The 22,519-nt window shown below is 67.7% G+C and carries 23 protein-coding genes; 9 read left to right on the top strand and 14 right to left on the bottom strand.

Features of this window, described 5'->3' with window-relative positions:
- Positions 1-30: 30 nt before the first annotated feature.
- The 11 genes from MZV50_RS14710 to rpsF form a co-directional block, all read right to left on the bottom strand.
- Complete coding sequence (locus MZV50_RS14710) at positions 31-1,014, bottom strand: bile acid:sodium symporter family protein (RefSeq protein ID WP_252629923.1); 984 nt, start codon at positions 1,012-1,014, stop codon at positions 31-33.
- Positions 1,015-1,023: 9 nt separating this feature from the next.
- Positions 1,024-2,526, bottom strand: a complete 1,503-nt coding sequence (gene purF, locus MZV50_RS14705) for an amidophosphoribosyltransferase (RefSeq protein WP_252629922.1) — start codon at positions 2,524-2,526, stop codon at positions 1,024-1,026.
- Positions 2,523-3,140 carry a CvpA family protein gene (locus MZV50_RS14700; RefSeq protein ID WP_252629921.1) on the bottom strand — a complete coding sequence of 206 codons (618 nt, stop codon included), beginning with the start codon at positions 3,138-3,140 and terminating at the stop codon, positions 2,523-2,525. The genes purF and MZV50_RS14700 overlap by 4 nt, the downstream gene beginning before the upstream one ends.
- Complete coding sequence (gene radA, locus MZV50_RS14695) at positions 3,137-4,519, bottom strand: DNA repair protein RadA (protein WP_252629920.1); 1,383 nt, start codon at positions 4,517-4,519, stop codon at positions 3,137-3,139. The genes MZV50_RS14700 and radA overlap by 4 nt, the downstream gene beginning before the upstream one ends.
- An 83-nt stretch (positions 4,520-4,602) precedes the next feature.
- Entirely contained in the window at positions 4,603-5,682 is a 1,080-nt protein-coding gene (alr, locus tag MZV50_RS14690; RefSeq protein WP_252629919.1) for an alanine racemase, read from the bottom strand.
- A 39-nt stretch (positions 5,683-5,721) separates the two neighbouring features.
- Positions 5,722-6,408 (bottom strand): MarC family protein, encoded by a 687-nt coding sequence (locus MZV50_RS14685; protein ID WP_252629917.1) that lies wholly within the window; start codon positions 6,406-6,408, stop codon positions 5,722-5,724.
- A gap of 80 nt (positions 6,409-6,488) precedes the next feature.
- Positions 6,489-8,018, bottom strand: a complete 1,530-nt coding sequence (locus MZV50_RS14680; RefSeq protein WP_252629916.1) for a replicative DNA helicase — start codon at positions 8,016-8,018, stop codon at positions 6,489-6,491.
- 214 nt (positions 8,019-8,232) lie between these two features.
- Positions 8,233-10,638, bottom strand: coding sequence for a TonB-dependent receptor plug domain-containing protein (locus tag MZV50_RS14675; protein ID WP_252629915.1), 2,406 nt, complete (start codon positions 10,636-10,638; stop codon positions 8,233-8,235).
- A gap of 198 nt (positions 10,639-10,836) precedes the next feature.
- On the bottom strand, positions 10,837-11,421 hold the full coding sequence (rplI, locus tag MZV50_RS14670; RefSeq protein WP_252629914.1) for a 50S ribosomal protein L9: 585 nt from the start codon (positions 11,419-11,421) through the stop codon (positions 10,837-10,839).
- A 13-nt stretch (positions 11,422-11,434) separates the two neighbouring features.
- Positions 11,435-11,716, bottom strand: a complete 282-nt coding sequence (rpsR, locus tag MZV50_RS14665) for a 30S ribosomal protein S18 (RefSeq protein WP_172271605.1) — start codon at positions 11,714-11,716, stop codon at positions 11,435-11,437.
- Positions 11,717-11,730: 14 nt separating this feature from the next.
- The gene (rpsF, locus tag MZV50_RS14660) at positions 11,731-12,111 is read right to left on the bottom strand and encodes a 30S ribosomal protein S6 (protein WP_252629913.1); all 381 of its coding nucleotides are present in this window, start codon (positions 12,109-12,111) and stop codon (positions 11,731-11,733) included.
- A 270-nt stretch (positions 12,112-12,381) separates the two neighbouring features.
- Here rpsF and MZV50_RS14655 point away from each other — a divergent pair, with 270 nt between their 5' ends.
- Positions 12,382-13,059: a hypothetical protein gene (locus MZV50_RS14655; RefSeq protein WP_252629912.1), complete on the top strand. Its 678-nt coding sequence runs from the start codon at positions 12,382-12,384 to the stop codon at positions 13,057-13,059.
- Here the strand turns inward: MZV50_RS14655 and MZV50_RS14650 are convergent.
- The 3 genes from MZV50_RS14650 to MZV50_RS14640 all read right to left on the bottom strand — a co-directional run bounded on the left by MZV50_RS14650 (position 13,034) and on the right by MZV50_RS14640 (position 15,659).
- On the bottom strand, positions 13,034-13,858 hold the full coding sequence (locus MZV50_RS14650; protein WP_252629911.1) for a sterol desaturase family protein: 825 nt from the start codon (positions 13,856-13,858) through the stop codon (positions 13,034-13,036). The two genes, MZV50_RS14655 and MZV50_RS14650, sit on opposite strands and share 26 nt — an antisense overlap.
- A gap of 71 nt (positions 13,859-13,929) precedes the next feature.
- The gene (locus MZV50_RS14645; RefSeq protein ID WP_252629910.1) at positions 13,930-15,057 is read right to left on the bottom strand and encodes a helix-turn-helix domain-containing protein; all 1,128 of its coding nucleotides are present in this window, start codon (positions 15,055-15,057) and stop codon (positions 13,930-13,932) included.
- A 68-nt stretch (positions 15,058-15,125) separates the two neighbouring features.
- A complete protein-coding gene (locus MZV50_RS14640) occupies positions 15,126-15,659 on the bottom strand; it encodes a peroxiredoxin (RefSeq protein ID WP_252629909.1) in 534 nt (177 codons plus the stop codon).
- A 115-nt stretch (positions 15,660-15,774) separates the two neighbouring features.
- Here MZV50_RS14640 and MZV50_RS14635 point away from each other — a divergent pair, with 115 nt between their 5' ends.
- The 8 genes from MZV50_RS14635 (at position 15,775) to gmk (ending at position 22,516) form a co-directional block, all read left to right on the top strand.
- On the top strand, positions 15,775-16,254 hold the full coding sequence (locus tag MZV50_RS14635) for a group II truncated hemoglobin (RefSeq protein ID WP_252629907.1): 480 nt from the start codon (positions 15,775-15,777) through the stop codon (positions 16,252-16,254).
- Positions 16,255-16,348: 94 nt separating this feature from the next.
- Positions 16,349-17,293, top strand: a complete 945-nt coding sequence (gene fabD, locus MZV50_RS14630; RefSeq protein ID WP_252629905.1) for an ACP S-malonyltransferase — start codon at positions 16,349-16,351, stop codon at positions 17,291-17,293.
- Positions 17,294-17,327: 34 nt separating this feature from the next.
- Positions 17,328-18,068 carry a 3-oxoacyl-[acyl-carrier-protein] reductase gene (fabG, locus tag MZV50_RS14625; RefSeq protein WP_252629904.1) on the top strand — a complete coding sequence of 247 codons (741 nt, stop codon included), beginning with the start codon at positions 17,328-17,330 and terminating at the stop codon, positions 18,066-18,068.
- A gap of 138 nt (positions 18,069-18,206) precedes the next feature.
- Complete coding sequence (locus MZV50_RS14620) at positions 18,207-18,443, top strand: acyl carrier protein (RefSeq protein ID WP_004615098.1); 237 nt, start codon at positions 18,207-18,209, stop codon at positions 18,441-18,443.
- Positions 18,444-18,609: 166 nt separating this feature from the next.
- Positions 18,610-19,890 carry a beta-ketoacyl-ACP synthase II gene (gene fabF, locus MZV50_RS14615; protein WP_252629902.1) on the top strand — a complete coding sequence of 427 codons (1,281 nt, stop codon included), beginning with the start codon at positions 18,610-18,612 and terminating at the stop codon, positions 19,888-19,890.
- Positions 19,887-20,990 carry an endolytic transglycosylase MltG gene (gene mltG / locus MZV50_RS14610; protein ID WP_252629900.1) on the top strand — a complete coding sequence of 368 codons (1,104 nt, stop codon included), beginning with the start codon at positions 19,887-19,889 and terminating at the stop codon, positions 20,988-20,990. The genes fabF and mltG overlap by 4 nt, the downstream gene beginning before the upstream one ends.
- A gap of 4 nt (positions 20,991-20,994) precedes the next feature.
- Positions 20,995-21,876, top strand: coding sequence for a YicC/YloC family endoribonuclease (locus tag MZV50_RS14605; RefSeq protein WP_252629898.1), 882 nt, complete (start codon positions 20,995-20,997; stop codon positions 21,874-21,876).
- Positions 21,869-22,516 (top strand): guanylate kinase, encoded by a 648-nt coding sequence (gmk, locus tag MZV50_RS14600; protein WP_252629896.1) that lies wholly within the window; start codon positions 21,869-21,871, stop codon positions 22,514-22,516. The genes MZV50_RS14605 and gmk overlap by 8 nt, the downstream gene beginning before the upstream one ends.
- Positions 22,517-22,519: the final 3 nt, after the last annotated feature.

The raw sequence follows: 22,519 nt of genomic DNA, 5'->3' as shown, positions 1-22,519 counted from the left end.
GGGAGGGCGAACGGAAACCGGGAGAAGCCCTTAAGCTTCCGCTTCGCGGGCCTTCTTGGCGTAGTGCTGGGCGATGACGGAGCAGGCCATCAGCTGGATCTGGTGAAAGATCATCAGCGGCAGGACGATGATCCCCGCCGTCGGGCCCGGAAACAGGATGCCGGCCATGGGCACGCCGGTCGCCAGGCTTTTCTTGGAGCCGCAGAAGGTGATGGCCTTCTCGTCCTCGGGCGAAAAGCCCAGGCCGCGCGCGCCGAAGGTGGTCGCCGCCAGTACTATGGCCAGCAGGGCGCCGCACACGACCAGCAGCAGCACCAGCTGCAGCGGCGAGATCTTGTGCCAGATGCCGCCGACCACGGCCTCGCTGAAGGCCGAATAGACGACCAGCAGGATCGAGCCCCGGTCGACATAGCCGATCAGGCCCTTGTGCTTGGCGATCCAGCCGCTGACCAGCGGCCGGGCCAGCTGGCCGGCGATGAAGGGCAGCAGGAGCTGGACGACGATGTCCTGCACCGACTTCCAGCCCCCCGAGGCGCCGCCTTGCGTGTGCATCAGCAGGCCGACCAGCACGGGCGTGATGAAGATGCCGAAGAGGTTCGAGGCCGACGCCGCCACGACGGCCGCGGCGACATTGCCGCGCGCGATCGAGGTGAAGGCGATCGAGGACTGCACCGTCGAGGGCAGGCAGCACAGGAACAGGATCCCAGCCGCCAGGGTCGGCTGCAGCACGCCCGTCTTGCTGACCACCAGGCCCAGGACCGGGAACATCACGAAGGTGAAGGCCAGGATCAGCAGGTGCAGCCGCCAGTGGGTCACGCCCGCGACCACCGACTCCCGCGACAGCTTGGCGCCGTGCAGGAAGAACAGCAGGGCGATAGCCAGCTTGACGACGATGTTCAGCCCGTGCGCGACCTCGCCCCGCACGGGGAGGATCGAGGCCAGCACGACCATGCCGAACAGGGCGAGGACGTACGGCTCGAGCTTCAGCTTCTCGAGAACGGTCTTCAGGTTCACAAGGCGGACTTAGGCGCTGACCAGCAGCGACAGCTGCTTGTCGTTGGTTTCGTTGCGGCCTTCTGCGATCTCGCGGTCCGTCAGGCGGGTCGGATAGTCGCCGGTGAAGTAGTGATCGGTGAACTGCGGGGCGGCGGGATCGCGCGGACCGGCCTCCAGGGCGTCGTACAGGCCCTCGACCGACAGGAAGCCCAGGCTGTCCACTTCCAGGAACTTGGCCATCTCTTCCAGCGACTTGTTGGCCGCCAGCAGCTGTTCACGCTCGGGCATGTCGATGCCGTAGAAGTCGGGCCACTTGATCGGCGGACTGGCCGAGCGGAGGTGCACCTCCTTGGCGCCGGCCTCGCGGACCATGCGGACGATCTTCAACGAGGTGGTGCCGCGCACGATCGAGTCGTCGATCAGCACCACGCGCTTGCCGGCCAGAATGGCGCGGTTGGGGCTGTGCTTCATGCGCACGCCCAGTTCACGAACACCTTGGGTCGGCTGGATGAAGGTGCGGCCCACATAGTGATTGCGGATGATGCCCATCTCGAACGGCAGGCCGCTTTCCTGCGCGTAGCCCAAGGCGGCCGGCACGCCCGAGTCCGGCACCGGCACCACGACGTCGGCTTCGACGCCGGTTTCCTTGGCCAGGTTGCGGCCCATGCGCTTGCGCACGCCATAGACCGAGCGGCCGTTCACGACGCTGTCGGGACGGGCGAAGTAGACATATTCGAAGACGCAGGGACGCGCAGCCTTGGTTTGGAACGGCTTAGTCGAAGTGATGCCGGTTTCCTCGATCACCACCATTTCGCCGTGCTCGATGTCGCGCACGAAGCGGGCGCCGATCATGTCCAGCGCGCAGGTCTCGGACGCCAGGACCGGCTTGCCGTCTAGGTCGCCCAGCACCAGCGGGCGGATGCCCAGCGGATCGCGCAGGCCGATCATCTTCTTGTTGGTGATGGCCACGAGCGCATAACCGCCTTCGATCTGCCCGACCGCGTCGATGAAGCGGTCGACGATCTTGGCTTTCCGCGAGCGGGCGATCAGGTGGAGGATCACTTCCGAATCCGAGGTCGACTGGAAGATCGCGCCTTCCTGCACCAGGCGCTCTCGCAGGGTCAGGAAGTTGGTCAGGTTGCCGTTGTGGGCGATGGCGACCCCGCCCGTCTCCAGGTCGGCGAACATCGGCTGGACGTTGCGGATGCCGCTGCCGCCGGCCGTCGAGTAGCGCGTGTGGCCGATGGCCAGGCTTCCGGGCAGGCGCTGCACCAGATCCGAGCCGGTGAAGGCGTCGCCGACGTGGCCCATGTGGCGTTCAGTGTGGAAGCGGTTGCCGTCGAACGCGGCGATGCCGCAGGCTTCCTGGCCCCGGTGCTGCAGGGCGTGCAGGCCCAGAGCGGCGATGGCGGCGGCGTCACGGACGCCGAAGACACCGAACACGCCGCATTCGAGGCGTAGCGTGTCGTCCTCTGGATCCCGGAACGGCGTGGAGGAGTACCGGTCGGTCGACTGGCCCAGGAAGGTCATCGCGATTTCTCCACCAGGTCGTCCATTTGCCGACGCTGGTTCTCATCATAGCCTTTTCCCGACGATTTCTCGCCGGACGTATTGTCGCCGCCCTCATGGACGGCTTCCTTGATCGCGGGGGCCAGCTTGCCGGCCAACGCCTTGCCCTTGGGCGCGAAGACCTTCAGCACCTGGCCGCTGGCCTCGGACAGGGGGTAGAACATCGAGTCTTTCACCCAGTGCGGCATGCGGTCCGGCGGCGTCGCCAGGTGCAGCAGCAGGTTGAAGACGCCCAGGACCACGCAGGCCCGGATCGCGCCGAAGGTCGCGCCGATCGCGCGGTCCAGCATGCCGGCCGAGCTCTGTTGCAGACTTTCGGTCAGGCGACCGCCGATCAGGCGGAAAATCAGGAAGAAGACGACGAAGACCACCAGCACCGCCGCGCCCGTCGCCGCCCAGTCGGGATCCATGAGCTTGCGGAAGATCGGCCCACTGATCCGCAGGCCAAACAGGGCGATGGCGGCGGCGAAGATGAACGACAGGGCCGAAGTCAGCTCGCGTGAGGCGCCGCGCACCCAGCCGGTGACGCCGGACACCAGCAGCAGCAGGCCGGCGATGATGTCGAAAGGCGTCACGTCAGGCTCGTCCAGATCTCGTCGCCGATGCGACGGACCGCGTCGGTCAGGCGCGCCACGCCGGCCACGGGCAAGGCGCCGCCGCCCTCAGGCAGGCCGGCGAGCGGTCCCAGCGCCCGGCCAAATCCCAATTTCGCGGCTTCCTTCAAACGCGTCTCCATCCGGCTGACGGGCCGTACTTCGCCCGACAGGCTGAGCTCGCCGAACACGACGCAGTCCTGGGGCAGGGCGACGTCCAGGGCGGAGGAGGCCAAGGCCGCCGCCGCCGCGAGATCCGCCGCCGGTTCCGTGATGCGCAGGCCGCCGGCGACGTTCAGATAGACGTCCTTGTCGCCAAAACCAAGGCCGCATCGGGCCTCGAGTACGGCCAACACCATGGCCAGGCGTCCGGAATCCCATCCGACCACGGCGCGTCTTGGCGTTCCGTACGCGGAAGGCGCGACCAGGGCCTGGAATTCCACCAGGACGGGCCGGCTGCCCTCGATGCCGGCGAACACCGCCGCGCCCGCCGCGCGCTCGCCGCCCTCGTTCAGGAAAAGGGCCGAGGGGTTCTTGACCTCGCGAAGGCCGACGTCGCCCATCTCGAAGACGCCGATCTCGTCGGTGGCTCCGAAGCGGTTCTTGGCCCCGCGCAGAATGCGGAACGGATAGCCACGCTCGCCTTCGAAGCTGAGCACGGCGTCCACGAGGTGCTCGACCACGCGCGGGCCGGCGATCTGGCCGTCCTTGGTGACGTGGCCGACCAGCAGGATCGCCACGCCTTTCTTCTTGGCCAGGCGGACCAGCTCGGTGGCGCAGGCGCGGACCTGGGTGACCGTGCCGGGCCCAGCTTCGTGGGCGTCGCTCCACAGGGTCTGGATCGAGTCAATGACGACGAGATCGAAGTTGTCGCGCTTCAGGCCATCGAGGATGTCGCGCAGCGAGGTCTCGGCGGCCAGGCTGACATTGGCTTTCGCGAGCCCCATGCGATCGGCGCGGCCACGGATCTGCTCGACGGCTTCCTCGCCAGAGATGTAGGCGCAGGAGACGCCGCGCAGGGCGGCGCTGGCGCAGACCTGCAGCAGCAGGGTCGACTTGCCCACGCCGGGGTCGCCGCCGATCAGCAGGGCCGAGCCTGGCACCACGCCACCGCCACAGACCCGGTCGAACTCGTCGACGCCGGTCAGGATGCGCGGGGGCGGGGCGGTGTCGCTCTCCAGCCCGGTGAACTGCAGGCCGCGCACCCGCGTCGCCTTGGTCGTCGCCAGCGCGCCCGGCGGCCTGGCGCCGGCCTCCTCGACCAGCGTGTTCCAGCTTTGGCAGGCGGGACACTGGCCGGACCACTTGGTCTGGACCGCGCCGCAGGACTGGCAGGCGTAGACGGCGCCGTCGCGGGCCATGGGGTCTCCTGATTCTCGAATGTCGGGAGAGTACAGGCTGGCGGCCCGGTGCGCCAAAGCCGGACGCAGCCGAGAGGCGGGCGCTAGCGGCCGACCACGACACGGCGCGCCCGCGGCGCGATGCGGGTCAGCAGCTCGTAGGCCGAGGTGCCGGCGGCGGTGGCGGCCTCGTCGATCGGCAGGTTCCGGCCGAACAGCTCGACCATCGCGCCCGGTCGGGCGGCGTCGCAGTCGGTGATGTCGATGGCCAGCAGGTCCATGGAGACGCGGCCCAGCAGTCGGCGCCGGGCGCCGTCGAACCAGGCCTGGCCATTCGGATGGCTGGCGCGCGGCACGCCGTCGGCGTAGCCGGCCGCCACGATCGCGACGCGGGTGGTGTCGGGCGCGGTCCAGCCGGCGCCGTAACCGACGCTCTCGCCCCGTGGCACGACCCGGACCTGCAGGATCGGGGCCTCGACCGTGGCGACCGCGCAGATCTCGGGATGGGGAACGCCTTCGGGGCCGCCGCCATACAGGCTGATGCCCGGGCGCGCTTGGTCGAAGCGATAGGCCTCGCCCAGGAACAGGCCGGCGGAATTGGCCAAGCTGCGGCGGGCGCCGGGCAGCAGGGCGGTGGCCTCCTCGAAGCGCGCCAGCTGGTGGGCGCTCATCGGGCTGTCCGGCGTGTCGGCGCAGGCCAGGTGGCTGATGACCAGATCCAGATCCAGGCGCCTCAGGCGATCGGTCGCGCCGACCAGAACCTTGACCTCCTCCGGACGCAGGCCCAGGCGGTTCATGCCGGTGTCGACGTGCAGCGCCGCCTTCAGCCGACCCGCGCGGGCCTGGGCGTTCCAGGCTTCGATCTGCGGCAGGCTGTTGAGCACCGGGATCAGGCCCGCGCCCTCCAGCGTATCGCCCGAGCCGGGCGTGGCGCCGTCCAGGACATAGATGGTCGCGTCGCGGTCGCCCAGAGCGCGGCGCAGGGCGACGCCCTCCGAAAGCCGGGCGACGTAGAAGCTGCGCGCGCCTTCGAGCCACAGGCGGTCGGCGATCTCGGGCGCGCCCAGACCATAGCCGTCGGCCTTGACCGCCGGCGCGAGCTCGGTGTCGCCCGCGCGCTTTCGCAGCGCCCAGTAGTTGGCGGCCAGGGCGTCGAGGTCGAGGATGAGGCGGGCTTCGGTCACGCGGACGGGGTAGCGGACGCGGCCTTGCCGTTCAATAATTTAACCATGGTGCGAGGCCATGAACTTGGCCACCAGGTTCTCGGCCCCCGAGGCGATGATCTGGACGCCGATGCACAGCAGCAGAAAGGCGACCAGCCGCGACAGCACCCGTGCCCCCGACGGGCCCAACAGGCGCATGACCCGGCCCGAAGCGCTGTAGAAGATCCAGACCATCACCGCGACCAGCGCGGCGGCCAGGCTCGCGCCGACGAAGAACGGCGCCACCGCCGCGCCCTCGGTCGGACGCTGGGACGACAGGGCGATCGCTACCGAGATCGAGCCGGGGCCGGTTGTGAACGGCATGGTTAGCGGAAAGAAGGCGACGTCTTCGTGCGTCTGGGCGGTCTCGGTCTGGCTGGTCTTGCGGTCCTCGTTCTGTTGAGGATCCATCAGGAGGCCCCAGGCGCGGATCGCCACGACCAGGCCCCCGGCCACGCGCAAGGCGCCCAGGCTGACGCCGAAGAAGTTCAGGATGTAGCCGCCCAGCAGCAGCGACCCCAGCAGCACGAGGAAGGCGTAGAAGCCGATCTGGCGCGCCAGTCCTCGCCGTTCCTCGCGCGAACGTCCGGCCATCGCCTGATGGAAGATCAGCGAGGCGCCGACCGGATTGACGATCGAGAACAGCGCCGGAAACGCCAGCAGGAAGGCGCCGACCAGGCTGGTGGTGGGCAGGGGGCTAAAGTCCATGCGACTCGTCGGGCTGAAGGGCGAGGCGCCGACCGTGGCGCGCGGAGGACGCGGGTGTCAAACCGCGCCCCGCGAAGGACCTACTCGTCCGACGGGATGTTCCGGGCCTGGGCGAAGTAGTGGTCGCGGGCCAGGTTGCCGAAGCGGGTGGTGTCGCTGTTGAACGACAGGCGCACGGTGCCGATGGGACCGTGACGCTGCTTGGCGATGATCACCTCGGCCAGGCCGTGCAGGCGGTCCATGTCCTCCTGCCAGGTCAGGTGCTCGGGCGTGCCTTCGCGCGGCTCGGCGCGGCCGACATAGTAGGCCTCGCGGTACACGAACCAGACCATGTCGGCGTCCTGCTCGATCGAACCGGATTCGCGAAGGTCGGACAGCTGGGGTCGCTTGTCGTCGCGCTGTTCGACCTGACGCGACAGCTGCGAGAGGGCGATGACGGGGCAGGCCAGTTCCTTGGCCAAGGCCTTCAGGCCCATGGTGATCTGCGAGACCTCCTGCACGCGGCTGGCGTTGGACGACAGGTCCGAGCCGGTGACCAGCTGCAGGTAGTCGACCACGACCAGGTCCAGGCCGTGCTGGCGCTTCAAGCGGCGCGCCCTGGCGGTCAGCTTGGCGATCGAGATGCCGCCGGTGGCGTCGATGAACAGCGGCGCTTCCTGCAGCTCCATGGCCGCGTCGCGAACCCGGCCGAACTCGCTGGCGTCGATCTCGCCCTTGCGGAGCTTGTCGCCCGACACGCCGGAGGCGTCGGCCAGCATACGCAGGGCCAGCTGCTCGGCGCTCATTTCCAGCGAGTAGAAGGCCACGACTCCGCCCTGGACGGTCTTCTTGGTCCCGTCGGGCTGGATTTCGTAAGCGTATTTCTTGGCGATGTTGAAGGCGATGTTGGTCGCCAGCGCGGTCTTGCCCATCGACGGACGGCCGGCAAGCACGATCAAGTCGGACGGGTGCAGGCCGCCGATCTTTTGGTCCAGGTCGATCAGGTCGGTCGAAACGCCCGACATGCCGCCTTCGCGGCTATAGGCCTCGGCGGTCATCTCGACCGCGCCGCGCAGGGCGTCGCCGAACGAAACGAAGCCCGACGAGGCGGTGCCGCTTTCGGCCAGGCTGTACAGCTGCTGTTCGGCCGCCTCGATCTGGTCGCGAGCGGTCTTCTTTTCCCCGTCCTTCACCTCGGCGACGCCTTGGGCGGCCGTGGCGATGTCGCCGCCGATGCGGATCAGCTCACGGCGCAAGGAGAGGTCGAAGATCACCCGGGCGTAGTCGCCGGCGTTGGCGGCGGGCGGGGCGCGATCGACCAGGTCGGCCAAGTAGCGCAGGCCGCCCAGTTCCTCGAACGCGGCGTCGGCCTTGAACTCGTCGGCCAGCAGGATCGGCTCGGCCAGCTGACCCTTGCGGACGTGGGTTTCGATCGCCTGGAACAGGCGCTGGTGGAAGGGCTCGTAGAAGCAGCGGGCCTGCAGGCTGTCGGTCAGGCGTTCGTACGCGGCGTTGTCGTACAGCAGGATCCCGAGCAGGGCCTGCTCGGCTTCCATGTTGTGCGGCGCCACGTTGATCGTGGGCTCGGGTAGGCCTGGGAGAACGAGGTCGAGCGCGGGAACGAGAGACATCGGAGGAAATTAACGCGACGGCGGTTCGGACGCGCGGGCGAGTTGGCCCGGCGACTCAGATGAACGGGGATGTTCTGTGTATGTTTTGAGTTACCAAGAGTGCAAGCGCACGGGCCTTTCGGGGCGTCCGTTTCTGACGTGAGCAGGCAAAGGAAAGGGCGCGGAGATCGCTCTCCGCGCCCAAACGTTTGCGGCCTGTGAAGCCTGTGGATAACTACCAGTTATAAGCCAGGCGCGTGTAGAGGAAGCGGCCGTTGAAGCCGAACGGCGAGAAGCTGGGGAAGCCGACCACGCCGGTCGTGTTGACCGCCGCCGGAGCCCGGTTCGGATATTCGTCGAACAGGTTGTTCACGCCCACGGCCCACGTGACCTTCTGGGCGAAGGTGTAGCGGCCTTCCAGGTCCCAGACCGTCTTGTCGCCGGTGCGGTAGTCCAGCGTCTGGGTCGCGTTGGGCACCAGCACCGAGCCGTAGAAGGCGCCCTTCAGGGTGGCCCCCCACGGACCGTTCGACCAGTCGCCGGAGGCCACGAACTTCTTGTCCGGCGTGCCTTCCTCGAAGGTCGCCACGTTGACGCGGGCGAACAGGGCCGGCGGGACGGGCAGGGAAGACAGCGTGCTGGTGGTCGGCACGCGGGTGACTTCGGTGTCGTTGAAATTGGCCGCAAGGGTCAGGTCGAAGCGTCCGGCCTCGTCGGCGTCCAGACGATAGCGCCCCACGATGTCGACGCCCTTGGTCTTGGTGTCGACGCCGTTGATGAAGAAGCGCGCCGTGGTGACGCCGAACGGCTGGAGCAGGCCGTAGATCGCCTGCTGCGTGGCCGTGCCGGTGGCCGAGCCCTGGATGTTCTCCGAGAGTACGATCCGGTTGTCGATGTCGATCTGATAGGCGTCGACGGTCAGCTCGAACGGGCCTTTGTGGAAGACCGCGCCGAACGAGTAGTTCTTGGACTTTTCAGGCTCCAGCGGCTTGGCCCCCAGCGCTCTGGCGGTGGCGCTGGTGGCGGGGAAGGTGCCGACATCCACCGCCGCGCCGCCGATGATGTTGATCGACGTGGTGGTGAAGTACTGCTGTTGCAGGGCCGGGGCGCGGAAGCCCGACGAGTAGGCGCCGCGAACGGCGAAGCTGTCGGTCAGGTCGTAGCGCGCGGCGATCTTGCCGGTCGTGGTCGACCCGAAGTCCGAGTAGTCCTCGTAGCGGACGGCCAGATCGACGTCGAACTTGTCTGTGATCTGGTTGTCGAGATCGACATACAGGCTCTTGGAGTTGCGGCTGACGTCGACCTCATTGCTGGGACGGAAGCCCGGGAAGCCTTGGGCGCCAGCGCCCTTGCCGTTGCCGCCGTTGGTCCACGAGGCCGTCTCGCCGGCGCGGATCTTGTAGCTCTCGTCCCGGTATTCGGCGCCGAACGCCAGGGTGCTGGGCTTGGCGAAGTTGAACAGCTCCAGCGGGTGGGTGATGTCCAGCGAGGCCACCCACTGGCCGTACTGCATCGAGCCGTCCTTAAACCGCGTCGGCGACGACGGGCCCAGCGAGGCGTTCAGGGAGTTGATCGTCCCGTACTCGACCTTGTTGTTCCCGTAGTTCACCGCCGCGTCGACCGTGAAGCCGGCGACATCGCCCTTGGCGCCGAAGGCCAGGTTGTAGTCGTCGATGTCGGTGGTGATCTTCGGCACATAGCCGCTCGGATAGACCGAGATGTAGTTGTTGGCGTTGTCGGCCAGGCGCGGGAAGGCCGCGCTCTCACCCTTGCGGTTCTGGTAGCCGGCCAGGCCGTACAGCTTCCAGGCCTCGTTCAGCGGCAGGCCGAAGTTGGCGTAGATGGTCTTGGTCTCGACCTGCGGGTCGCCGTAGACGCCGGTGACCATGTTGGGCGTGACGCGGGGGTCGAGGTCCGAACGGTTGGTCGGGTTGCGGTACGAATACTCGCCCGTGACGGTCAGGAAGCCGTCGTTGGGCAGGGCGAAGCCTTGCCACAGCGACGCGCTGTAGACGGGACCGTCGTCGGCCTTGCGGCCGGCGGTGTTGCGGGTGGTCTTGATGGTGGTGTGATAGACGCCGTAGCTGGCGGTGGCGCCGCCGCCGCTGCTGGCCTCGCGCAGGCGCAGGTTGATGACGCCGGCGATGGCGTCCGAGCCGTACTGGGCCGCCGCGCCTTCCCGCAGGATTTCGACGCTCGACAGGGCGGCCGTGGGGATGGTGTTCAGGTCGAACGGGGCCGAGCCACGGCCGATCGAGCCGTTGATGTTGACCAGGGCCGAGGTGTGGGCCCGGTGACCGTTCAGCAGCACCAGCGTCTGGTCGGGGGCCAGGCCGCGCAGGGTGGCCGGGCGCACCGAGTCGGTGCCGTCGGTCACGGCCGGACGCGGGAAGTCGATGGACGGCGCCAGGTTGGCCAGGGCCTGGGCCAGTTCGGGCGTGCCCTGGCGGGTCAGCGCCTTGCTGTCGACGACGTCGACCGGCGAGACGGTGTCCAGGCGCGAGCGCGCGACGCGGGTGCCGGTGACGACGATCTGCTCGACCGTGGAATCGTCAGCCGCCGGCGCGGCGGTCTGGGCGTGGGCGGTGGCGGCGAAGGCCGTCAGCGAGGCGGCGGCCAGCAACAAGCTTCTGTAACGCATGAGAAATCCCCTCTCGTGGCCGGGGCTTCGGACATGCGTCCTCGCGCCCCGAGGCGGGGGTCTTCATCGCCCCCGACCGAAGATGGGATTTCGTCTACTTGCACACAAGCTGAGCATTTCTACGCGTCGAGACAGAAAAAAAACGGCGCGGATCGCTCCGCGCCGTTCTCATTGGAAAAGCTCCGACTCCGGAAGGAGTTAGGCTTCGTAGTGGTCGCCTTCGAACGAGCCGGCGCCGCCTTCCGCCATGTCTTGGGCGGCTTCGGCCTCGGCGGCGCGATCTTCTTCGAATTGCGAGTTGATGACGTTCTCGCCGCGCGCTTGGCGCTCGGCTTCGTCTTGGCTGCGCGCGATGTTCAGGGTGACCGTGATGGTCACTTCGGCGTGCAGCTTCACCTTCACTTCGTGGACGCCCAGCGTCTTGATCGGCTTGTCCAGCACGATCATCGAGCGGTCGACCTTGCCGCCTTCGGCCTTGATGGCGTCGGCGACGTCGCGGCCCGCGACCGAACCGTACAGCTGGCCGCTTTCGCCAGCCTGACGGATCAGGACGTATTGGGTGCCGTCCAGCGATTCACCGTTCTTGCCGGCGGCTTCGCGGTTCTTCACGTTGCGGGCTTCGATCTCAGCGCGCTGAGCTTCGAAGGTGGCCAGGTTCGCCTTGGTGGCGCGCAGGGCCTTGCCGCGGGGCAGCAGGAAGTTACGGGCGAAGCCGTCCTTCACGGTGACTTCGTCACCCAGGACGCCGGTGCCTTCGACGCGTTCGAGCAGAATGACTTTCATCGTGGTGTCTCCCTTACTTCACGACGTAGGGGAGCAGAGCCAGGAAGCGGGCGCGCTTGATGGCCTTGGCCAGTTCGCGTTGCTTCTTGGCCGACACCGCGGTGATGCGCGACGGCACGATCTTGCCGCGTTCGGAAACGTAACGCTGCAGCAGCTTCACGTCCTTGTAGTCGATCTTCGGCGCGTTGGCGCCCGAGAACGGGCAAACCTTGCGGCGACGGAAGAACGGGCGGCGAGCGCCGCCAGCGGCGGCGGCCGGAGCGGCGCCGGCTTCGGGAGCAGTCGTATCGGTCATGATCTATTTCTCCCTTACGCTTGCGGCTGAGCGCCGAAGTCGTCGCGCGGACGCTCCGGACGATCGCCGCGGTCGCGACGCGCCAGAACCGGCGACAGCTCGAGATCCAGCTCTTCGACGCGGATGGTCATGAAGCGCAGCACATCTTCGTTGATCAGCAGCTGGCGTTCCATTTCCTTCACGGCCGGCGCCGGGGCGTCGATCGCGAGCAGGGAATAGTGACCCTTGCGGTTCTTCTTGATGCGGTAGGTGAGATTGCGCAGACCCCAGTACTCGATCTTGGCGATGTGGCCGCCATTTTCTTCCAGGAGGGTCTTCAGTTGCTCGTTCAGAGCTTCGGCCTGTTGCGGCGAGATGTCCTGCCGCGCGATGACCACGTGTTCGTAGAGGGCCATGTTTTCCTTCTTCCGTTGTGGAAGGCGGCGCGGACGACGACGGAAGTCCGTCGACCACGATGGATCCGGCACGCCGAGCGGGGAAACCCCGGTCCCGGATGGGTGCGTGCAAGACCGCCTTCCGTGAGAACGCGCGCTCTTACAGAAGATGGGGGCGAAAGGCAAGCCGCATGGGGTTTTTGCCTGCAAGACGGGCGGATCCCGATCCGTCATACAAATCGCGCGCGTGCAGGGGTTCATCCCTCCGGCCACTTGTGCTAGCAGGCGGGCATGGGGATCGCGACACGCCTTGTCATCGTGTTCGCGGCGGCCGCCGCCGTCGCCGCGCCGGCGTGCGCCGAGGTCGTCGTCCAAAAGCCCGTCACTTCAGTCTCGGCCTACGAAGGTCGCTTCACCGGTTATTCGGCCGCCTTGCCGCTGGATCTATCGACCGACAGCGAGAAGGTGGCCTTGACGGTCAAGTCGTCGGGCATGCTCGACAATCCGACCTATGACTTCGATCTGAACCTGTCGCGCAAACCCGACGACGATCGGCTGGGCGAGCGCTCGATGGCCCTCGGGGCTTCGTGGAATCAGAATGAAGCCAAGCTGCGTTCGTCGATGTCGCGGATGTTCGGCTTCGGCCTGCTGCCGCGCGCCAACTACATCCGCTTCTCGATGGATATGGACGCCAGCCAGGCCGTCGCCGTGCCGGACAAGGTGCCGGTGGCCCGCGCCAACCTCCGCTCGTCCCTGACCCTGGACGGCAAGCCGATCGGCTCGATCGCCTTCGGCGGCGGCTCGACCGGGAACGAAGGCATCGACCTGAGCCTGACGCGGCCCTTCGACATCCCGGCCGAGATCACGGTCAGCCTGCGCGGCGCCAACGTCCGGGGCGTCAACGCCCGCGACGAATGGCGCCTGCAGGACGCCCGCGCCATGGTCAAGCTGGTGAAGGCGAGCTGGTAGTCTCCAGCTTGCGGCCCTTGCCGCCTTTTTGCGTCTTGGCCGTGACCTCGGCGAAGCGCTTCAGATAGTTCGGGTTCTCGGTGGCCATCAGCTTGTCCCACCAGGTGAAGTACAGGCCATAGTTCCAGCCGGCCTGGGCGTGGTGCAGGTCGTGGTGGGTCACGGTCGTCAGCCACGGGATCAGCGGCCGGCCGTCCTTGCGGGCGGGGAACAGCTCATAGCCCGAATGGCCGATCGTGTTGCGGACGATCTGGTGCAGCATGAAAAGCCCCACCACCGGCCACTGGGTCGGGACCAGGATCATCCATAGCGGCACGAACACGCCGTTGATGAACGCCTCGCCCAGGTCGAAGCTGTAGGCGGTGAACGGCGAGGGGTTGTTCGACCGGTGGTGCCGCCGGTGGAAGCGCCGGAACAGCCGCCGATCGTGGATCAGCCGGTGCGTCCAGTAGAACCAGGCGTCGTGGGCGACGATCATCAGGACAAGGCTGGTCCAGAACCACACCGGGCCCCAGCCCTTGGCGATGTAGGGCCCCGGCAGCCAGCCGGCGCGGAAGAGGGCGAAGGTTAGCAGGCCCACGGTCGAGAAGATGGCGATCGAGCGGATCGAGGTCAGGAACTCGATCAGCAGCTGACGCGCGGCGGGCCGGCTGTCGCGGATCTTGCGGCCGGCCAGCGGCGCGGCCAGCACGACCCACAGGGCCAGCCAGACGCCGACCGAGAAAATCACGTAGCGGGTGACATCGACCTGCATGGCGCCGAGCCAGTTGTGGGCGAAGGGGATAAGGGTGTCGAGCATCTCGGGCTCCTGGTGGTGAGAGAGCCTCAGGACAAAGGATCGGCCGCCAGACCGTCTCGCCGTTCGCGAAATCAGGCCCGCTTGTCGGCTTTCGGCGCGCCTTCGCCGGTTTCGACCAGCCGCAGGTGCGGGTGCGGCGGCGTGACGTCCTGGCGCCAGGCGGTCGGGGTGACGCCCGTGACGGCGCGGAAGGCCCGGTTGAACGGTCCCAGCGAGGCGAAGCCCAGCTCATAGGCGATGGTCGAGACAGACTTCAGCGCCTGTTCGGGGTCGGCCAGGGCGATCTTGGCCGCTTCGATCCGCCGGCCGTTGACGTAGTCGGCGAAGTTGCGATGGCCCAGCGTGCCGTTGATCAGCTTGCGCAGCCGGTGCTCGGGCGCGCCGACCAGGGCGGCCAAGGTCACGATCGACAGGTCCTCGCCACGCCAAACCTCGTTCTCGTTCATGGCCTTGTCCAGGCGCGCCAGAACCAGGCGGTCGGCGGGGGTAAGGTCCAGGGTCTCGGTGGGCTTGGGCGCGGGCGCCTCGCCGACGGCGGGAGCGGCCTGGACCAGCACCGGCTCGGCGCGCAGCAGCGCCAGGGCCGAACCGACGCCCAGGGCGGCCAGGGCGACGGCCTGGATGAGGCTGGGGAGGACGGGCCCCTTGCCCAGACCGAAGTCGCATAAGGTCTGGACCAGCATGTAGCCGGTTGCTGCGGCCGCGATCGGAGCGCGAAGATGGCGTCGCCGTTCGATGAGGTCGATGCGCCATCCCCGCCAGGTCATCAGCAGGATGTGGATGTGGATCACCAGCGAAGAGGCGGCGAAGATCCACCAGGCGATCGCCCGGGCTGGAGATGGCGGCAGAAATGCGCCGGGCAGCCAGAGCGCCAACGCCAGCCCGGGCACGGCGAAGCGCCAGGCCGGGATCTTCGGCTCGTCCTCGAACAGCACCGAACAGAACAGCCAGAACACGCCGGCGGCCATCGAACTGAGCATCCAGGTCAGGAGGCTCATGTGCAGGCGCGTGGTGTAGTAGAAGTGGCTCTCGAAAGCGTGGGCGATGGCGCAGGCCATCAACAGTACGCCGACCCAGCGGGTCGGCGTCATCTTGCGACTCGCGGCCAGCGAGACGCCGGTGGCGGTAAAGGCGCCGATCGCGACGCCTCTCAAGCCGAGTTCAACACCAGAGAGGTCGATATGGGCGGGATCGATCATGGGCGATCATCTCCCGCGCGCCGCGCGACCCTCAAGCCGCGCGGCTGGTTGAAACCCAAAAACGCTCGCTACTTCTTGGCCTTGTAGGCCTTCACGGCGTCCATGGTCTGGGTGACGTGGCCCGCGAAGTTGCCGTCGGTGTACGACATCAGGATCTTGCCGTTGGGGGCGATCACGTACGAGGTGCGGTTGGACCAGTCGGGCTTCACCATCATCGCCACATCGTAGCTCTTGATCAGCGCCTTGTCGGCGGCGGCCACCGCGAACTTGTCGCGGCAGTGCTCCTTGGAGAAATCCTTGATGCGGTCGACATTGCCGGCCGTCACGCCGATCACCGTCGCGCCCAGCTTCTCGAACTCGGGCGTGGCCTCGGCGAACTCGTGCGCTTCGGCCGTGCAGCCGGACGTGTAGGCGGCGGGGAAGAAGTAAAGCACCACCGGGCCCTTCTTCAGAGCCTTGGAGAGCTTGAAGTCGAAGTCCTTGCCGGCCAGGGCGGCCTTGGCGTCGAAATCGGGGGCCTTGTCGCCGACCTTCAGGGCGGCGAGGGCGGGAGAGGCGGCGACCAGGGCGAGCGCGGTGGCGGCCACGAGCAGACGGGACATCGAAAAGCTCCTGCGGGGGAGGATGTTTATGGTCCCGTCTTGGATAACCCCATTCTTCGATCTTCCAAACTGCTACCTTCGTCGTTACCTGCTGTGGGGAGCTAAGCGGGAAAACATGGCGGCAAGCGACGCGAACGTTCCGACTCTCGCCGAGTGGGCGGGTGGTCCCGACAAGCTGAAGGCGCTGTTCGAGACCTTCTACGCCAGGGTTCCGAACCATCCGGCCCTGGCGCCGGTCTTCGCGCACATGGATCCGCATCACGCCCAGCATGTCGCGGCCTTCGTCGGCGAAGTGTTCGGCGGGCCCAAGGCCTATACCGAGGCCGGCGGCGGCCACGCCGCGATGATCCGCAAGCATATGGGTCGGCATCTCACCCAGGAGCAGCGCCGCGCCTGGGTCGCCCTGATGCTCGAAACCGCCGACGCCGTGGGCCTGCCGGACGACCCGGAGTTCCGCGCCGCCTTCGTCGGCTATCTCGAGTGGGGAACGCGCCTGGCGGTGATCAATTCGGCCGAAGGCGTTCCCGAGCCGGAAGGCGATCCGCCCATGCCGGTTTGGGGCTGGGGACCGCCTGGAGGCCCCTGGCTGGGGTGACCGCGGCGCGGGGGAAGTGGGGGCGACTTGCCGCCTGGCGCCCTTTGGCCTAACCCTCCCGGCCTTGAATCTCTAAAGGACGGAGCGGGCTTCCATGAGCATCGCCTTCATTTTCCCGGGCCAGGGCAGCCAGTCGGTCGGCATGGGCGTCGATCTCGCCGAGGCCTTCGGGACCGCGCGCGAGGTGTTCCAGGAAGTCGACGACGCCCTGGGCCAGAAGCTGTTCGCCTTGATGAAGGAAGGTCCCGAGGGCGACCTGACCCTGACCGAGAACGCCCAGCCGGCCCTGATGGCCGTCAGCCTGGCCGTGACCCGCGTGCTGGAGAAGGGCTTCGGCATCGGGATCGACAAGGCCGCCTTCGTGGCCGGCCACAGCCTGGGCGAATACTCGGCCCTGGCCGCCGCCGGCGCCATCAGCCTGGCCGACACCGCGCGCCTGCTGAAGCTGCGCGGCCAGGCGATGCAGCGCGCCGTGCCGGTGGGCGAGGGCGCGATGGCCTCGCTGATCGGGCCGAAGACGGATCTGGCTCTGGCCGAAGCGGCCGCGGCCGCCGGCTCGGAAGTCGGCGTCTGCGTCGTGGCCAACGACAACAACAACGGCAATGTCGTGATCTCGGGCGCCAAGGCCGCCGTCGACAAGGCCATCGAGAAGGCCAAGGAGCTGGGCGCGCGGGCCATCCCGCTGAACGTTTCCGCGCCCTTCCACTGCCCGCTGATGCAGCCCGCCGCCGACGAGATGGCTGACGCCCTCTCGAAGACGACGATCATCGCCCCGCGCACGCCGCTGGTCGCCAACATCACCGCCGCCCCGGTCCACGATCCGGACGTCATCCGCAAGCTGCTGGTCGAGCAGGTCACCGGCCGCGTCCGCTGGCGCGAGAGCATGACCTGGCTGGCCACGGACGGCGGCGTCACGCGTTTCGCCGAGGCCGGCGCCGGCAAGGTGCTCTCGGGCATGGCCAAGCGCATCGCCCCGGACGCCGAGGCGACCCCGCTCAACACCCCGGCGGACCTCGAAGCGTTCGCCCAATCGCTCTGAAAAGAGCCGCTCTAATTCGAAGGAAGACCGACACATGTTCGATCTGACCGGCAAGACCGCTCTCGTCACCGGCGCCACCGGCGGCATCGGCGGCGCCATCGCCCGCGCCCTGCACGCCCAGGGCGCTCACGTCGTCCTCTCGGGCACCCGCGAATCGGCTCTGGCCGAGCTGAAGTCCGAACTGGGCGAACGCGTTTCGACCGTCGTGGCCAATCTCTCGGACGCCGAGCAGGTCGACGGCCTGGTCGGCAAGGCCGAGGAAGCCGCCGGCGCGCCGCTGGACATCGTGATCGCCAATGCCGGCATCACCCGCGATGGCCTGATCGTCCGCATGAAGGACGAGGACTGGGAGACCGTCATCAAGGTCAACCTGGAAGGCTATTTCCGCCTGGCCCGCGCGGCCGCCAAGGGCATGATGAAGCGCCGCGCCGGCCGCATCATCGGCATCACCTCGGTGGTGGGCGTCACGGGCAATCCCGGCCAGACCAACTACGCGGCCTCCAAGGCCGGCATGATCGGCTTCTCCAAGGCCCTGGCCCAGGAGCTGGCCAGCCGTGGCGTGACCGTCAACTGCGTCGCCCCCGGCTTCATCGCCAGCCCGATGACCGACGCCCTGAACGAGCAGCAGAAGGCCGGCATCCTGTCGACCATTCCGGCCGGAAAACTGGGCGAGGGGAGCGATATCGCCGCCGCCTGCGTTTATCTGGCCAGCGATCAGGCCGGTTACGTCACCGGTCAGACCTTGCACGTCAACGGCGGCATGGCCATGATCTGACACCGCCCAGTTCCTTTCGGCGACCCGCTAGTAAGCCGAAAAGGAACGTGATAGGCGGTGCCCGACAATTCCTGCGGATAGCGGCGGTTCTGCCTCGCTGTTCGTGGGCCGAAATTTCATAACGAGGGACTGAACAGAATGTCCGACATTCTCGAGCGCGTGCGTAAGATCGTCATCGAACACCTGGATGCCGATCCCGAGAAGGTCACCGAGAAGGCTTCCTTCATCGACGACCTGGGCGCCGACAGCCTCGACAACGTCGAGCTGGTGATGGCGTTCGAAGAAGAGTTCGACATCGAAATCCCGGACGACGCCGCCGAGCACATCCAGACGGTTGGCGACGCCGTGAAGTTCATCACGGAAAAGACCGCCTAAAAGGCGTCGAGTTCGCCCGAGCGAACCTGACCATTTCCGCCGCGTCGCACGGGCTCTTGCCATCGTGCGCGCGGCGGTTTTCGTTTGAGGCCGAGATTCGCGGCTGGCGTTGTATCGAGGGAGTCCCCAGATACCGCGCTCCGCGCCGAAGGTTTGGGAGTGATCCATGCGTAGAGTCGTTGTCACGGGTATCGGCCTGCTGACCCCTCTGGGCCAGGGCGTTGATGTCACCTGGAAGAACATCCTCGCCGGCAAGTCGGGCGCGAACCGCATCACCGCCTTCGATCCGACCGACTATGCCTGTCAGGTCGCCTGCGAGGTGCCGCGCGTCGATGGTCGCGGCGGCGGCGGTCCGGATATCGAGGGCTCCTTCGATCCCGACCAGACCATGAGCCCGCGCGACCAGAAGCGCGTGGACGACTTCATTCTCTACGGCATCGCCGCCGCCGACGAGGCGATCAAGGATTCGGGCTGGGTTCCCCAGACCGACGAGGACAAGTGGCGCACCGGCGTCATCCTGGGCTCGGGCATCGGCGGCCTGTCGACGATCGCCGACACCGCCATCGAGCTGGAGGCCAAGGGCCCCCGCCGGGTCAGCCCGTTCTTCATCTCCTCGGCCCTGATCAACCTGATCTCGGGCCAGGTCTCGATCAAGTACGGCTTCAAGGGCCCCAACCACGCGGTCGTGACGGCTTGCGCCACCGGCGCTCACGCCATCGGCGACGCCATGCGCCTGATCAAGTACGGCGACGCCGACGTGATGGTCGCCGGCGGCGCCGAAGCAGCCGTCTGCAAGGTCGGCGTCGCCGGCTTCATCGCCTGCCGCGCCATGGCTACGGCGTTCAACGACACGCCCGAGAAGGCCTCGCGCCCCTATGATAAGGACCGCGACGGCTTCGTCATGGGCGAGGGTGCCGGTGTCCTGGTGCTGGAAGAGTACGAGCACGCCAAGGCGCGTGGGGCCAAGATCTACGCCGAGGTGGTCGGCTACGGCCTGTCAGGCGACGCCCACCACATCACCGCCCCGTCGGAAGACGGCGAAGGCGGCTTCCGCGCCCTGTCGGCGGCGGTCAAGGACGCGGGTCTGAAGCCCTCCGACATCGACTACGTCAACGCCCACGGCACCTCGACCATGGCCGACGGCCTCGAGGCCGGCGCCGTGGAACGTTTCCTGGGCGATCACGCCAAGAACGTCGTCATGTCCTCGACCAAGTCGATGACGGGCCACCTGCTGGGCGCGGCCGGCGCGATCGAGGGGATCTTCTCGATCCTGGCGATCCGCGACCAGATCGCCCCGCCGACCATCAATCTCGACAACCCCGACGTCGAGGTCGCCATGAACCTGGCGCCGAACAAGGCCGTGCCGCACAAGATCGACGTGGCCGTGTCCAACAGCTTCGGTTTCGGCGGCACCAACGCCTCGGTCGTGTTCAAGAAGATATCGTGAGCAAGAAGCCGTCGCCCGCCCGCCGGAAAGCGCCCTCGCGAGGCAAGGCCTCCCGTCGGGAGACCGCCACGGCCGGGCGGCGGCTGACCCGCGCCCTGATGGGCGCGGTCACCACCCTGGTGGTGATCGGTGTGGCCGCGCTTCTGGGCGCGGTCTTCGTCTATAACGGCCCCGGGCCCGCCGCCAACGCGGGCGACAAGACCACCGTGATCCTGCGCAAGGGCGCCAGCCTGCCCGAGATCGCCGCCAGCCTGGAGCGCGGCGGGGTCATCCGCTCCTCGTCGGTCTTCATGACCGCCGCCAAGGTCACCGGCGCGGCTCGGACGCTGAAGGCCGGCGAATACGAATTCAAGTCGCGCGCCTCGATGGCCCAGGTCCTGGACGCCATCCGTCATGGCCGCATCGTCCGCCACTGGATCACCATTCCCGAGGGCCGAACCTCGGACATGGTCATGGACATCCTGAACGCGTCCGACGTGCTGACCGGCAGCGCCGCGACGCCGCCCGAAGGCTCCATCCTGCCCGAGACCTACGAGGTCCAGCGCGGCGAGGACCGCGCCGCCGTCCTGAAGCGGATGATGGACGACCGCGACGCCCTGCTGAACGAGTTGTGGGCCAGCCGCCAGCCGGGCCTGCCGTTCCGGACCAAGGAAGAGGCCGTCACCCTGGCCTCGATCGTCGAGAAAGAAACCGGCCTGGCGGAAGAGCGTCCCAAGGTCGCCGCCGTGTTCGTCAACCGCCTGCGCACCGGCATGCGCCTGGGTTCGGACCCGACGATCATCTACGGCATCTCGCGTGGTCGCCCGCTGGGGCGCGGCATCCGCCTGTCGGAGCTGCAGCGTCCGACGCCGTACAACACCTACCTGATCGACGGCCTGCCGCCGACGCCGATCGCCAATCCCGGCCGCGCGGCCCTGGCGGCGGTGCTCAATCCGCCCAAGAGCGGCGATCTCTACTTCGTCGCCGACGGCACGGGCGGCCACGTGTTCGCCTCCACCCTGGAGCAGCACAACGCCAACGTCGCCAAGTGGCGGCAGATCGAGCGCGACCGCGCCGGCGGGGATGCTCCCGTCGTGCCGGCCAAGCCGGCGAGGAACTAGGACGATGCCGATCTCGGGCATGACCGGCTTTTCCCGAGTCGAGGGCGCTCACGGCGCCTGGTCCTGGGCGGTCGAGGCGCGCAGCGTCAACGGTCGCAACCTCGAGACCCGCTTTCGCGGCCCACCCGGCTTCGAGAGCCTGGAACGCGCCGCGCGCGAAGGCTCGCAGGCCCGCTTCCAGCGCGGCCAGCTGACCGTCAATGTCCAGGCCAAGCGCGCCGAGACCTCGGGCGAGACCCAGGTCAATATCGCGACCTTGGAACGCTATCTGACCGCCGGCGGCCCCTATGTCGCCACCGGCATGGTCGCCAAGCCGACCCTGGACGGCCTGCTGGCCCTGAAGGGGGTTATCGAGGCGCGCGAGGACGAGGACGACGCCGAGGCGCGGGCGGCCACCGAGGCCGCCATGGCCGCTTCGATCGCCCAGGCCCTGGACGGGCTGAAGGCCGCGCGACTGGAAGAGGGCGCGGCCCTGGATCCGGTGCTGAACGGCCTGGTCGACCGCATCGAGGCCCTGACCGCCGACGCCGAGCGCGAGGCCGCGGGCCAGCCGGCGGTGCTGAAGGAACGCTTCGCCCGTCGCATGGCCGAACTGGTCGGCGAGGCCGCCAGCGACGAACGCATCGTCCAGGAAGCCGCCGCCCAGGCCGTGAAGGCCGATGTGCGCGAGGAACTGGACCGCCTGGCCAGCCACGTCGTGGCGGCGCGGGGTCTGTTGTCGGGCGAGGGCGCGTCGGGCCGCAGGCTCGACTTCCTCTCCCAGGAATTCATGCGAGAATCCAATACCCTCTGCTCGAAGTCGGCCCTGACCAGCCTGACGGCCATCGGTCTGGAGCTGAAGGCCGTGATCGAGCAGTTCCGCGAGCAGGTCCAGAACGTTGAATAAGCCCCATGCCCATTCGCCTCACCGGGGTCTGCTGTTGATGGTCGTCGCGCCCTCGGGCGTCGGCAAGACCTCGCTGACCCGCCGCCTGGTGGCCGACCATAACGATCTGCACCTGTCGATCAGCGCCACGACCCGCGATCCGCGCCCGGGCGAGCACGACGGCCGCGACTACCACTTCGTCACCAAGGACAAGTTCAAGGCGATGATCGACCAGGACGCTTTCCTGGAGTGGGCCGAGGTGTACGGCAACTACTACGGCAGCCCGCGTCCGCCGATCATGGAAGCGCTGGAGCGGGGCGAGAGCGCTCTGTTCGACATCGACTTCCAGGGCGCCATGAAGGTGCACGCCCAGGCCAAGGAAGACAGCGTGCTGGTCTACATCCTGCCGCCGTCCCTGGCGGAGATGAGCCGCCGCCTGCATACGCGCAGCCAGGACAGCGAGGAGGTGATCCATCGCCGTCTCTCGCGTGCCAAGGACGAGGTCGCCGACTGGGAGCGCTTCGACTACGTCATTCTGAATGAGGATTTTGATCGCGCTTACGCGGATCTGGCCCACATCTATCACGCCGAACGTCTGAAGCGGGCCCGAAACCCCTGGATCGGCGACTTGGTGGGCGATCTTCTGAAGGAAGAGATCTGAGCG

The organism is Caulobacter segnis (assembly GCF_023935105.1).
In the GTDB taxonomy this organism is placed as follows: Bacteria; Pseudomonadota; Alphaproteobacteria; order Caulobacterales; family Caulobacteraceae; genus Caulobacter; species Caulobacter segnis_B.
Note: the sequence above shows the minus strand (reverse complement) of the source record. Positions and strands in the feature narration are given on the sequence as shown.